Genomic DNA, 12,720 nt, shown 5'->3' on the forward strand with positions numbered 1-12,720 from the left:
CTTGTTGAAGGCATTCACGGCTCGTTGGCTTCAGGCGCCGCAACGAAGCGTTATGAGACACCGCTAACGCCGCTTGAGCGCGTACTGCGTTCACGGTCTGTCCCTGAGGCGACCAAACAGGCGCTGCACGAGCAGTTCCACTCGCTCGATCCCGTCGACCATGCGCGAGGCCCAGCGGCGTGTTGCTGCATGCCCGGCCATGGACGTTGTCGGAACAGACGGCGCGCCGGGACACCACCGCTGTCGGATCCCGCGAACATAAAATTGCGCCGACCAAGGGCCACACAGCGCAAGGCATTTTCGGCGAGTACGTTGCTGATCTCGACGCGGCCGTCGTCACAGAACAGCGTGAGTCCATCCCAGCGGTTCAGAGAGTAGTTAATCGCTTCGACCACCGGTGCCTTCGGCCAAAGCCTCGCGAGTTTCTCCTTCGTCGACATATCGAGGACCCCGAGCAGCGGGTTGCTCCTTTCTTGCCTGACGCGTCGCCGTTCATCGGGTGGTTTGCCGCGGATAGCAGCCTCGATTTCGTAGGGATCGCCGATCATGTCGAGCCATTGCTTCGTGGTTTCCGACGGTGCGGTCTCATGGACGTTGAAGACGTATCGGCGCGCGTGATCCCAGCAGCATGCCAGGCGAACCTTGCCGCTTTCGATCGGCTCCTTGAAGCCGGCATAGCCGTCCGCCTGAAGGACGCCTTCGAATCCGGCAAGATGGGTCTGGGGGTGGACGCCTTTGCGGTCCGGCGAGTACGCGAACCAGACCGCAGCGGGTACGCTCGAGCCAGAGCGTCGATCATCGTGCACGTAGACCCACAACCGACCGGTTTTTGTTTTCTTGTTGCCGGGCGCGAGCACCGGGATCGGCGTGTCGTGCGCGTGGAGCTTCGCAGCCGACATCGTGTAGTGACGCAGCGCTTCGGTCAGCAACCGGCAGAGTTCTTCGCATTTTCCGACCCAGCGTGCCATGGTGGCCCGCTCGAGAGGTACCCACTATCCTTGCTTCACACCACTTTCTTAAGAACACATCATGCAAATCCTTCACCTCGATTCCAGCATTCTCGGCGACACATCTGCGTCGCGAGGTTTAAGCGCGACGATTGTCGATGCACTGCTTTTTGACGAACCAGATGCCGTCGTCGTTTATCGCGACCTGGCGGTCGATGCAATTCCTCATCTGGACGGCCCTATTGCGGCAGGGTTTCGCGGTACCGGTTCGGCCGGCTTCGACGTGCTTACGCTTGCCGAACATGCCCGCTCGGCAAACCTCGTGGACGAACTGCTCGCCAGCGACGTGATCGTCATCGGTGCGCCGATGTATAACTTTTCTGTCCCGAGCCAGCTTAAGGCATGGATCGATCGCATCGCCCAACCGGGCCGCACCTTTCGTTATACCGAGAACGGACCGGTCGGTCTCACAATCGGCAAGCGGGTGATTGTCGCCTCTACACGCGGTGGCATGTATTCGTCCGGTCCGGCGGCGGAAACGGATTTCCAAGAGGCTTACCTCAGGGCCGTGTTCGGTTTTCTAGGCATCAACGATGTGCGATTCGTCCGCGCGGAACGTATGACGAAGGGCGCCGACGCGCGCAAGGAATCGCTCGACGCCGCGCGTGCTGCCGCACGATCCGCGGCAAAGGCGTCCACGATCACCGGATAAATCGTGGAAATGGTGCATCGCGCCGAGTGACTGGCACTGCGCTTATAAGGCGCGCGGCACTTGCTTCAATAGGAACACGAACCGTGTACAGAACGCACCCTTCAATATCAGGATAATTCATATGCTCTACGTCGTTGTGCTCCGCTATATTCGCCCTATGGAAGAAGTCCAACTCCACCTCGACAGTCATCGGGACTGGCTCGTCACGCATATGAAAGCCGGATGCATTGTCGTTGCCGGCCCAATGCCATCCCGCGATGGCGGTCTGTTGCTCGCCCAATCTGAGGACCGCGCGGAACTGGACGCCGTCCTCGCCCAGGATTCGTTCCATGTGCATCGAGTTGTGGAATATGACATCCATGCTTTCGAGCCCGCACTCCGTGCAGCATCCTTCCCGGCGAATTGGGCGCTAGAAGCCAAGGCCCTATAGAGTCCGGGCCCCATGCGTGCGCCGAGTATTTGCTCGATCGCTTGAATCTGCGCGTCTCTGCGTGGTGTTTTCCATCAAGGCGCTCGATAGTTGTTCCAGTCCCGCTGCGGCCTCTTGCCTTCGTCTTCATGGATCGCGTCGCGATCAGATCCAAATTGCGATCCGATTTGCAACTTTGCAGTTCATTGTGGAGATGGTGCTGGCGTACCGCCTCGACCTTTAATTGCTTTCGGCCAGAAGTTTCGTCGTGGCTTCAATGACAAACACAATGACTCCAGGTGGCCGCCCAGCATCTTGAAAAACCGGGCGGTAGCTCGGATCCGTTCAGACGTTGCCGGAATACCCGGAGCGTTCATAACCACTCTAAGGCGCACTGTCGGGGGTGAATGGGCTAATAGTCGTGCTCGCTACTTCTGATTTGGTGCAGCAATTAATAAAAGCTTGCTGCGCATCACCGACGGCCTTGGCGATCTCATTCACAGAAAGCTGCGGCTTTTTTGCACGCTTGTTCTGTTTGCCTTGCTCAACCGCTCGATCACTGTCGTTGTGAGGGCATTAGGGCTAGCGCCGCGCAAAGCGAATCATTCAGGCCGGACGAGGTAACGCAGCGGAACGCTCCAGCCGACCCTCCAGACGCGCAGCGTCTGCGACAGCGAAGCGATCGAGGGCACTAGGAACAGGACGATTTCACGCGGCTTGACAAGCTTTTCGGTGATCACCGGGGACGTAGGTCTTACTGGTCCCGCACGCGATGATGACCTTGCCCCATCATAGGACGCGAAGCCTTTGACAACGTCAGCCAAAGCTTCCTGCTGGTGCAGGAGAGGCGTCTCTTCTGGCGCTTCCCAAGCTCTTCGGGCTTGTCGAGGGAAAACTGTAACCAGTCGATCGGAGCCTCATCGCGGTCTCCAGCGTCAACAGCTCGGCTGGGATCGGCTGGTCGCCCGGGGTCGCCGCCGCGTGCTTGCTCAGCGACGTCGTGGCGATAATCATGCGCTGCGTGAAGCTACCCTTGCCGGAGAGCGTGAAGAAGTTAGCCAGGTCGCTCATCTGGATAGGCGTTTCGTAGAAGTTGCATTGGATCGCACAACCCCCCTGCCCATCCTGCTGCTTGGCCACCGAGTCAATCCCCGTGTCCGGGGCGTTTTGTAGTCAGCTCCGTCCGCTGAGGCCAGTCCTTAGTCAGTCATCCGAATTCAAGGAGTCCCCGCTCGAGCACTCTCGTCCGAACGGACGATGCCAACGAGCTTGCCTCGTTCGACCATCTGTACCTTCAATAACAGGAGAATCACATTGTGACCGCCGATGATTACGCTCAGCTTCAGAACCTGATCTTCAAATACGCTCATTTACTTGACACTGGTAGATGGAACGACCTTGGCGAACTTTTCTCGCACGCCGATGTGTACATTGCCGGTAAACTTGCGTCCAGTCATAACGGAGCAAAACTCACCGAGATGTGGAAACGTTACGTCCTACTTTATCCGAATGGGACGCCGCGCACCCACCACATCATGTCCAACGTTACTATCGAACCGGACGGCGAGAATCAAGCGAGGTCGCACAGCTACGTGCTAGTGGTACAACAGAGCGACACACTCCCCCTTCAACCAATTATCGCTGGTGACTATCTTGACCGATTTATAAAGGTCGACGATGTCTGGCGGTTCTCCGAGCGGCGGATTGGCAATGAACTGTTTGGAGATCTTTCTCAGCACCTTATCGTATCCATTGAAGCTCCAAACGATCGGCTGCCACAAAGCTGGACGTAATAGCACTCGCGGTACGGCCGGGCTGGCCCCGACGCCGGTTGAACGGCGCCTTTTCATACCGTTGCTGTACGGAAAATCACCACCCAATGACAGCATCCTCGGATACCTGTGCAGTGAGCGCAGGTATCGGAAAAGAGCAGACTCTCCCAACGAGAAGCTTGCGGAAGTGTCGGCAATCCAGTTGGCAGTTACCGGCTCATGTTTTCAAAAATAACGGCAATTCCTTGTCTTCCGCCGATGCACATTGTGGCCAGCGCATAGCGCCCCTTAGTTCGCAGCAACTCATACATCGCCTTCACCGCGATAATCGTCCCGGTAGCGCCTATCGGATGTCCTAAAGAGATACCAGAGCCGTTCGGATTGACCTTTGCTGGATCAAGCTTCAGAGACTTCGTAACTGCACAGGCTTGAGCAGCGAAAGCTTCATTCGATTCGATTACATCCAGGTCAGTGATCCGCAAGCCAGCGCGTCGCAAAGCAATTTGCGTGGCCGGTACGGGGCCGATTCCCATGTAAAGCGGGTCGACGCCAGCGTGCCCATAGGCAACAAGACGCACGAGAGGAGCAAGACCTCTTTGTTCAGCCACGCTACGTTCCATCAATAACGTCGCGGCCGCTGCGTCGTTGATGCCCGACGCGTTACCGGCGGTCACAGTGCCACCATCCTTTTGAAACACAGGACGAAGCCCGCTTAGCTCCTGCAGGTCCAGATCGCTCCGCACGTGTTCGTCGCTATCAAACACGACGTCCCTGCCCTTGACCTTTCGCGCCACCGCTACGATCTGCTCTTTGAAGCGTCCCTCGGCAACGGCGCGCGCCGCCCTGCGATGCGACTCCAGTGCAAGGGCATCCTGGTCCTCTCGCGTAATATCGTATTTGCGAGCGACATTTTCTGCCGTTGCACCCATATGGACTTTGTGGAAGGGATCGTTGAGAACTCCCACCATCATGTCGATCAAGCGCGTGTCCCCCATGCGCGCGCCGAAGCGCGCATCGGTCGAAACATACGGCGCTCGACTCATGCTTTCGGCCCCTCCTCCGATCGCAATTTCGGCGTCTCCGAGGAGGATACTCCGCGCTGCAGACACAATCGCCTGCAAACCGGAACCACAGAGACGGTTAACTGTGAGCGCCGGTGCGTTCTCTGTTACCCCGCCATCCAGCGCCGCCACCCGCGCGAGATACATGTCCTTTGGCTCCGTGGAGAGAACATTCCCGAAGAAGACCTGCCCAATCTGCTCGCCGGACACGCCAGTGCGACTCAACAGTTCACGCACCACAGTCGCCGCCAGCTCGGTCGGCGGTATGTCTTTAAGGCTCCCGCCAAATTTGCCAATGGCGGTGCGGACACCGCCGACAATAACGACTTCACGTTGCATCCGCGAACTCCATGTTCGGGTTAGAGAAACCTGCCTCGCTTGCGGTCACGTGAACGCGCGACACGATGCGACAGTCGTCCACATTTCGTCAGGACGGGACGACTGCCACCGAGCAAACAGGCCGCCGGCCTCCCTTCGGTTAGCATCCAGAAAGCGTTGCATCAAGCCTTGAAAGACAGGCAAAGGTCAACGACGAGGAAAGAAAAGCGGCGACTTGTTCCGGGAACATCCAAGACCGGTCTGCGCGGGTTCATGCAGCGACGGAAGCCCGCACATTAAACCGGTCCAGACTTTTGCACATAGCGTCACACCGACCAAATGCGTTTTCAGGTCAAGAAGCCGCCGTCGACAGGTACGCAGGCACCGTTGACGTATTGCGCGCCTTCACTGCAAAGCCATGTCATTACACGCGCGACATCCTCCGGCGCTGCTGTCCTCCCGAGCGGGATTTTCTCTTCGAGTGCGGCGCGCCACGTATCGTTGGAAAGAATTTCGCGGGTTAATCCCGTGTTGACGACCCCAGGAGCGACGGCATTGCATCGAATACCTTGCGGGCCATACTCTTTTGCAATGGCTTTCGTAAGTCCGAGGACTCCATGTTTCGCAGCCGTATAAGCAGTCGTCCGAGGGAAAGTGATAAAGCTCTGCAGGGACGCCGTGTTGACGATGGCGCCGCCGCCTGTCGCCAAGAGAAGCGGGAGCTCTGCTTGCAAGCAATAAAATACGCCGCTCAGGTCAACATCAATCATCCGACGCCAGACATCCAGAGGCAACTCGTGGGTCGCTGGCGGGGCAATACCGTCCGCGATACCCGCGTTGTTGCACGCGATGTCAAGGCGACCATATTTCGTCTTTATGAAGTCGACAAGCGCTGAGCATTGATCCGGCTCCGAAACGTCAGTGCGCACGAACACCGCATCATTGCCTTCAGCCCTGAGATCCGAAGCGACTCGCTCGCCGTCTTCAGCGTTAATGTCAGCGAGAATCACGGTTGCTCCCTGGCGAGCGAAGGAAGACACACTCGCTTTTCCGATTCCGCTCGCCGCACCGGTCACAAGTGCGATCTTTTCAGCAAACTCAGATTGTCGATTCAAATCCGGCTCCGTGCGCGTTGTGCTTTGGATGGGACATCAACTCACAGACGCGCGTTCAGATGAAGTGACCAACAGTGAACAACAACGCGCTACCTGCGATGCCACCGGCGAAGGCACAGGCATCCTCGCCGACGAATCGCACACGGCGGCCGATGGCATACGCGCTCCACCCGCAGATCCCAACGAGTCCCAAGGTGAAAAGCACCCCGCAAAGCATCAACAGCGCTACCCGGGCTATCGGCTCTACGTCGAACGAATACACGCCGACCAGCATGGCCAGGCCGCACATCCCGGTGAACGATAACCACCCATACAACTCGCACTTTTCATCCAGCCGTTCCATTTGTGCCTCCTTGACTTTCGGGAATATGTGTGCCGGGCTTCTCCCCAGGTAGCCTTCAGATAATTGCTGACATCGGAAGAATGGGTGATTCGGCTAGGCACATTAAAATCCCTCTGGCGGCATGGCCCATCCTCCAAATGGACTAAGTGAGGGATCGGTGTATACCCTGCCGAAAGTAGCAGCTTGAGATCGGACGCCAACTGTGGAGGATTTTAGGGGCCGGCAGGAAGGCCCCGGCATCCAGGCGGGGCGCAGCACGTCCGGAAAAAAGCGCCGTGTTGTGGCGCTTCACGCGAAAGCGCAGGGTGAAACGCAGTCCTATAAGTCCCTTCAGGGCGGAGACATCGACGTCAATGCCTTTGCCTGGAACCTGCGCAGGCGTCCGGGGGCGTGCGAGACTCTCTGAACCCGACGCCGCATCCGATTGCGAGCGCAAGAACGAGAAACAAAAATCCCACCGCCATAAATGCGCCTTCCACACCGAACCAGTTACGAAGCGGGGCTACGACCCATGGGTTGAGGAATTGACCGAAGAAGACCGCGCTGAGTAGAAGGCCCAAAGCCCGCGATCGCATTTCCAAGGGAGAGCGCGCCATGATGAGCGTGGCGCAACTCGCCTCGACTAGACCCGCCCCAATACCCATCAGTGCGCTCGCACTACCAATGGAAACAATTCCATTGAGCCGCGCAATTCCGATGGCTCCGACTCCGAAAAGAAAGGCCGTCGCCATCAGCAGGTTTCGGGGACTCACGTAACGCACAATGTAACCGTAGCTCGCGGCCGAGACAGCGGCGACGAGTGCACAGGCCGCTGCAACGGACCCTTGGACCTCGGCGCTTGTCACTCCACGCTGCGCCAATAAGAACGGCCCTTGGATGCTTGGCATGAACATCCCGATGGTCAATAGGACAGCAATCGCATAAACAGGCCAGAGAAGGCGCACAGGAGCGAACAGATTGTGCTCGCGGCCGCCCACGTGCGAATGAGATTTGATGCTAAAAACCGCGAGAAGGAGGACGGGGATCCCTGCCAGATACAAGGTGAAGGGTGCGCGCCAGCCCCAAAGGTCGACCATACGCCCGCCTGCTATCAGGGCCACGACGGCCATCGTCGATGAGCCCGCAACCATAAAGCCAAGCAGACGCTCCCTCGGACCGCCCGACGGATAATCGCTAACCAGCGCGAGACTGCTTGTCTGAATCGCGCCACCCGCTGCTCCCAGCAGTAGCCGCGAAGCAATCAGGCCCCATTCGGAGTCCACGAAGAGCGCGGCGCCGCCCGAGAGGACGAAAAAGGCGAGTCCCAGAAGCATCACCGTGCGCCTTCCGATGATTTCCGCGACGATCCCTGCGAGTGGCGCGACGAGTATCAGGATTATTGCGGGAATGGTCATCACCAATTGAGCAAATAACGATCCACTGCCTGCCCCGGGAAAATGTGCCGCCATTGCAGGCATCGCCGGGGCTGCGGCCATTGGAATCAAAGTCACCATGGTAGGACCCGCAACCAATACGGTGCTCTTTAGCACGTTGTTCTCAGCCGCATTCACTTCTAGCGTTGCTGCTTGCACCAGATTTCTCCCGATTGACAATCGAAGAACAAGATTAACGTCCCACACCTAACGCCGAGCTACCGCGAGAGACACGGGGCGCGCTTAGGTACAGGCTGCGATCAGCTTTCAGCATTAAGGACGCGCACGAGGCTACCAGCATCGTCCGTTTGGGGTAACGCGGAGTTACCGCCAGTTCTTTCGATAGTCTGATTAGACGATGCCGCGGAGCAACGCATCGGTGAGGATGCGCTATCCCTCAGCCGGCCCGCAGCCTTGGCCGCACACCGATTCATCGCTGTCGTGTCGTGTCGGTCACATGGTGATGGCTAGTCCCTAGAGGCCGCCTTTTTGGACGTCCGGGAACTGAGGGTATGCACCCATCCTCAAGTTCAAGGATAAAAATGGCTTGCTACTACGCTTTCAATGGTGACGCTGACGGGCTCTGCGCCTTGCAGCAACTCCGGTTGGTCAACCCGGGCGAATCCACGCTGATCACGGGCGTCAAGCGCGACATCAAGTTGCTCGAGCGCGTCCCAGCGGTCGACGGCGATGTCGTGTATGCCTTGGACGTTTCGCTGGACATCAATCGTGACAGCCTCGTGCGACTGCTCGACGCCGGCGCGAAGGTACACTATTTCGACCATCACAACGCAGGTGACATTCCGGCCCACCCCTCCCTCATCTCGCAGATCGATCTCGCGGCGGATGTTTGCACAAGCCTGCTCGTCGATCGCCATTTGCAGGGACGCCACCGATTGTGGGCGATTACGGCGGCGTTCGGCGACAATTTGCCCGAAGTCGCCCGCTCGTTGGCGACCGCCGAGGGGTTGTCCGCCAGCGACACTGAAACGTTGGAGCGCCTAGGCGTCTGTCTGAACTACAACGCATACGGAGAGACGATCGACGACCTCCACTTCGACCCCGCTCATCTCGCAGCGGAAATGTTGCCTTTCGAGGATCCGCGGGAGTTCACGGGGCGGTCGCTGGCTTGTGCGCGACTGTTCGCGGGATATCAGGAAGATATGGCGCAGGCGCGAAGCCTGACACCGTTCCGGTCCTGCCACGGCGCTTCCATCTTGTTACTACCGGCCGAAGCTTGGGCCCGTCGAGCGATCGGTGTGCTCGCTAATGAACTCATGCTGAAGTCGCCAAGCAACGCCTTCGCGCTTCTCTCGCCAAACGCCGGCGGCGATTACACCGTCAGCCTTCGAGTCCCGGCAACAACGCAGACGGGAGCCGGTGATTTCTGTCGCATGTTTGATACCGGCGGCGGTCGACGCTTGGCCGGTGGCATAAACCGTCTTCCTTCGCGCGACATCGACTCATTCGCTGAACGGTTCGAGGCGCAGTACGGCAGTCTCGTTCAACAGCCGTAGCTTCGTCGTGACCTGCGACGCCCCTGACCCGGGCGTCTAGCTCATCTTCGCCTGTCTGGCCGGCGCATCGCACGCAACTGCGGACTCCCCTAAATTAACCCTGTTTCCTCACTCAAGTTTCACAGCTACAGACGACGCGACGCCGATGCCTCGGTGAAAACAGCGTGGTTGCAACCTGCTCTGTACGCATTTATAGAAGATTGGCACGCCGCTTGGGGCCCAGGTACTGGCACCGGTTGAATGCCCCCAAAATCCGTGTAGTATCTAACGATATTGAAAAAAGCGTGCCAGCCGCGAGCACGCTGCTCACGGAGACGTTTCAAATGGGTGCACACACGGAATTGACCCGTACGGGCGCAGTACCTGACGCCAGTCTGCTTCGGGCCGCGAAGTCCGGCGGCAGAGCGACGAATCCCTCTCCTCGGTCCACGCCGCACTCTGGGTCGGACTCCTATTCGAACCTTCACTTAACATTGTCGCAGTTAGACAAACTGCTCGGCGCGATCTACCAAGGATGCCTGGAGGTTCTACCGTGGTCGACTGCGCTGACTGATCTCCGCAGTGCACTGGGCGCTAACTGGGTCACGTTGATTCTCAGACCAGCCTCGGATGCATGCAACGCTCTTATCGTCAATTCGGGGCCCGAAGGCGCCTTTACGGAAAAGGGCAAGTTTGTGACGCACACCGCGTTCATGTTAGACCCGTTCAGCGGCTTGCCGCCCGATCGCATAGCCACCGTGGACGAAGTGGTCGGTCCAACCGAATGGCAGAACAGCGAGTTCTACAAGCAGTTTGTCGAACCCTACGACATCCGCTATATGATCGGTGCCGACCTCTTTACCGCCGACGGGTCCGAGTGCCGATTACGCATTTGCCGGCCCCAGTCAGCAGGTCATTTTTCAGAGTCGGATAAAGCTATCTGCCAACAATTGTTGCCACATTTCAAGCGCGCAATTGAACTCCACTCTCGACTTGATCGCATCGAGTCCGAACGTACGCTGTATGCGACGACCGTGGACCGAATGCTTCTCGGGACCGTTGTCTTTGACGAGACCGGCGCGATATTGCGAATAAACCATGCCGCCGAGGAGATTCTCAAAGAGAATGACGGCTTGAGTATTTCGGGCGGCTTGCTTCAAGCCAACTACCCCCAGGAGAACCGGCACCTTCAGACGCTGATTCGCAGAGCGCTCGCCGACAATCGGAGCTCGGCGCCAGGTATCGGCCAGGTCATGTCGGTCACGCGCCCCTCCGCGCGTGCGAAGCTGGGAATTGCCGTTCGTTCGATCCCGATAAGCGAATGGTCAGAGGGTCGTCACCGCCCGGCCGTCACGGTGTTTATTCGCGACCCCGAGCAAAAATCCGTTGCATCCCGAGATGTGATTCAGCAGCTATTCGAACTCACGCCGGCTGAAGCATCGCTTGCCCTTCTCTTGGCCGACGGTATGACGCTTGATGAAGCGGCGGACCAACTGGACATCCGCAAGAACACGGCTCGCGCGCATCTTCGTTCAATCTTTGCGAAGACGGGCGTTACCCGCCAGACGTCCCTCGTGCGTCTGCTGCTCGGTAGCGTGACACCATTAGATTGAGGCACTACGGGGGCGCTTGTGCTGCGATAGGCACGAAAGTCGAACTGAGCGCCGTGGCCAGCTCGACGGCGCGGTGCCCTTGTTGTAAGACGTTTCAAAACAAAAAGCATCGGCCAGGCGCTATTTCGCGCTTCGCCGATGCTACGAGTCCAGAAAACTGTCTTCTCGACGATCAATCAAAAGCAATTTAAAAAGACATTCGGGATGCACCCTACCGATTGGGACTATCGCTGCGCCGCCGTTGCATAGAGCGCCTCCGCCTGCTTTTTCAACGCTCCTGCGATACCGTCGAATCCCGCTTTGACCCATTCTCCGAATGTTGCCGTGATCTTGTCAGCGTTCTCACCGAGAAATTGATCCGTCGTGTAGTACGCGCATCGCTTTTCGTCGATCTCTTGTATAACTTGGTCACGACGTGCAGCGTCGGCACAATCCTCAGTTGGCCGCTGTTCCCAAGCAAGCAGTCGGGAAGGCTCGTATGCGACCAAGTGCTCGATAACGTGAATCTCTGCGCCTGGATTGGCCGGATCAGCGATGTAGAGATGGACGGGCTCGCCAACCTTTAGCGTTGATTCCACCCTAACAGTAAACGGATTCCATTCCGAGTAGCGCGGCAAATCCACCAGCACCTCCCAAACGAAAGATGCGGGCGCGTTAATCTCCACGCGAACGGAACTTACCTTGTTTCTGTCTTCGCTCATAGAAAGTCTCCTTGTTGGTTATGCCGCCATAAATTCGCCACCGTTTGCATCCAGCCACGCGCCGGTAACAGCATTCGCATAATCGGAAACGAGGAAGAGTGCCGCTTTAGCGCAATCGTCGTCGGTGGGAATTTTTCCCAATGGGATATTCGCCGTCACCTGAGCAACCTGGTCTTCGAGTGCAATGTTCCGTTCCGCTTCCACGGCCCGCATATATGACTCCACGGGCGCCCCCCACATCCAGCCCATTGACACTGTGTTCACTCGAATTCCATGCGGACCGAGCTCCGTGGCCAGATACTTAACCGCGACCCCGAGCGCACCCTTGGACGCTGCGTAGCCTGCCTGCCCTACCAACGGCTTACGAGTCACCAGCGAATTGACCATCACCATCGCTCCAGATTTTTGAGCCTGCATTGGCACTGCCGCTTCCAGGGCAAGGTTCATGGTGCCGAATACATTTGTCTCAAAAATAGGTTGCCAGCCATCGGTGCCCGTCGTCTCCAACGAACCCATCACGTTTCCTGGGTTGTAGGCGCTATTCACGAGGCTGTCCACGCGACCAAAGCGCTCAATCGTAGCGGCGATCAAGCTACGGCACTGGTCTCTTTGGGTAATGTCAGTCGGGACTTTCAATATCGCAGCTTCGCTAAACTCTTCCCTAATTCTGCTTTCAGCCGCATCGAGCTTGTCTGCGCTGCGGGCCGCGAGCACCACACCTTTCGCGCCTTCGCGTGCCGCTTCGAGTGCCAGCTTGATTCCAAGTCCAGGCCCAATGCCCGAAATGATTACAATCTTGTCTCGCAACAACATATGCTTTC

General features: G+C 57.9%; 12 protein-coding genes and 1 pseudogene. 5 read left to right on the forward strand and 8 right to left on the reverse strand.

Annotation, left to right across the window (positions count from 1 at the left end):
* Nucleotides 1-212: 212 nt before the first annotated feature.
* Nucleotides 213-989, reverse strand: a pseudogene (locus B0G75_RS29425) (IS66 family transposase); the annotation flags it as partial.
* Nucleotides 990-1,029: 40 nt separating this feature from the next.
* Here B0G75_RS29425 and B0G75_RS29430 point away from each other — a divergent pair.
* Together B0G75_RS29430 and B0G75_RS29435 are read left to right on the forward strand one after the other, a co-directional pair.
* Nucleotides 1,030-1,659 carry an FMN-dependent NADH-azoreductase gene (locus B0G75_RS29430; protein ID WP_106313558.1) on the forward strand — a complete coding sequence of 210 codons (630 nt, stop codon included), beginning with the start codon at nt 1,030-1,032 and terminating at the stop codon, nt 1,657-1,659.
* A gap of 121 nt (nt 1,660-1,780) precedes the next feature.
* Entirely contained in the window at nt 1,781-2,089 is a 309-nt protein-coding gene (locus tag B0G75_RS29435) for a YciI family protein (RefSeq protein WP_106313559.1), read from the forward strand.
* 795 nt (nt 2,090-2,884) lie between these two features.
* On the opposite strand, the gene B0G75_RS41525 is transcribed toward B0G75_RS29435, so the two are convergent.
* Complete coding sequence (locus tag B0G75_RS41525) at nt 2,885-3,208, reverse strand: hypothetical protein (RefSeq protein WP_258194760.1); 324 nt, start codon at nt 3,206-3,208, stop codon at nt 2,885-2,887.
* A gap of 176 nt (nt 3,209-3,384) precedes the next feature.
* Between B0G75_RS41525 and B0G75_RS29445 the strand changes: the two genes are divergently transcribed.
* Complete coding sequence (locus B0G75_RS29445) at nt 3,385-3,861, forward strand: nuclear transport factor 2 family protein (protein ID WP_181309375.1); 477 nt, start codon at nt 3,385-3,387, stop codon at nt 3,859-3,861.
* Nucleotides 3,862-4,049: 188 nt separating this feature from the next.
* Here the strand turns inward: B0G75_RS29445 and B0G75_RS29450 are convergent, their stop codons facing one another.
* From B0G75_RS29450 to B0G75_RS29465, 4 genes are all read right to left on the reverse strand, one after another.
* Complete coding sequence (locus B0G75_RS29450) at nt 4,050-5,240, reverse strand: acetyl-CoA C-acyltransferase family protein (protein ID WP_106313561.1); 1,191 nt, start codon at nt 5,238-5,240, stop codon at nt 4,050-4,052.
* A 326-nt stretch (nt 5,241-5,566) separates the two neighbouring features.
* Nucleotides 5,567-6,334, reverse strand: coding sequence for an SDR family NAD(P)-dependent oxidoreductase (locus tag B0G75_RS29455; protein WP_106313562.1), 768 nt, complete (start codon nt 6,332-6,334; stop codon nt 5,567-5,569).
* A gap of 55 nt (nt 6,335-6,389) precedes the next feature.
* A complete protein-coding gene (locus B0G75_RS29460) occupies nt 6,390-6,677 on the reverse strand; it encodes a hypothetical protein (protein ID WP_106313563.1) in 288 nt (95 codons plus the stop codon).
* A gap of 350 nt (nt 6,678-7,027) precedes the next feature.
* Nucleotides 7,028-8,248 carry an MFS transporter gene (locus B0G75_RS29465; protein ID WP_106313564.1) on the reverse strand — a complete coding sequence of 407 codons (1,221 nt, stop codon included), beginning with the start codon at nt 8,246-8,248 and terminating at the stop codon, nt 7,028-7,030.
* A gap of 383 nt (nt 8,249-8,631) precedes the next feature.
* Between B0G75_RS29465 and B0G75_RS29470 the strand changes: the two genes are divergently transcribed.
* Nucleotides 8,632-9,606, forward strand: coding sequence for a DHH family phosphoesterase (locus tag B0G75_RS29470; RefSeq protein WP_106313565.1), 975 nt, complete (start codon nt 8,632-8,634; stop codon nt 9,604-9,606).
* Nucleotides 9,607-9,929: 323 nt separating this feature from the next.
* Entirely contained in the window at nt 9,930-11,198 is a 1,269-nt protein-coding gene (locus tag B0G75_RS29475) for a helix-turn-helix transcriptional regulator (RefSeq protein ID WP_106313634.1), read from the forward strand.
* 224 nt (nt 11,199-11,422) lie between these two features.
* On the opposite strand, the gene B0G75_RS29480 is transcribed toward B0G75_RS29475, so the two are convergent.
* Nucleotides 11,423-11,899 carry an SRPBCC domain-containing protein gene (locus B0G75_RS29480; protein ID WP_106313566.1) on the reverse strand — a complete coding sequence of 159 codons (477 nt, stop codon included), beginning with the start codon at nt 11,897-11,899 and terminating at the stop codon, nt 11,423-11,425.
* Between the two features lie 18 nt (nt 11,900-11,917).
* Complete coding sequence (locus tag B0G75_RS29485) at nt 11,918-12,712, reverse strand: SDR family oxidoreductase (RefSeq protein WP_106313567.1); 795 nt, start codon at nt 12,710-12,712, stop codon at nt 11,918-11,920.
* Nucleotides 12,713-12,720 lie beyond the last annotated feature (8 nt).

The sequence above is a fragment of the Paraburkholderia sp. BL18I3N2 genome (assembly GCF_003001875.1).
Classification (GTDB): Bacteria; Pseudomonadota; Gammaproteobacteria; order Burkholderiales; family Burkholderiaceae; genus Paraburkholderia; species Paraburkholderia phytofirmans.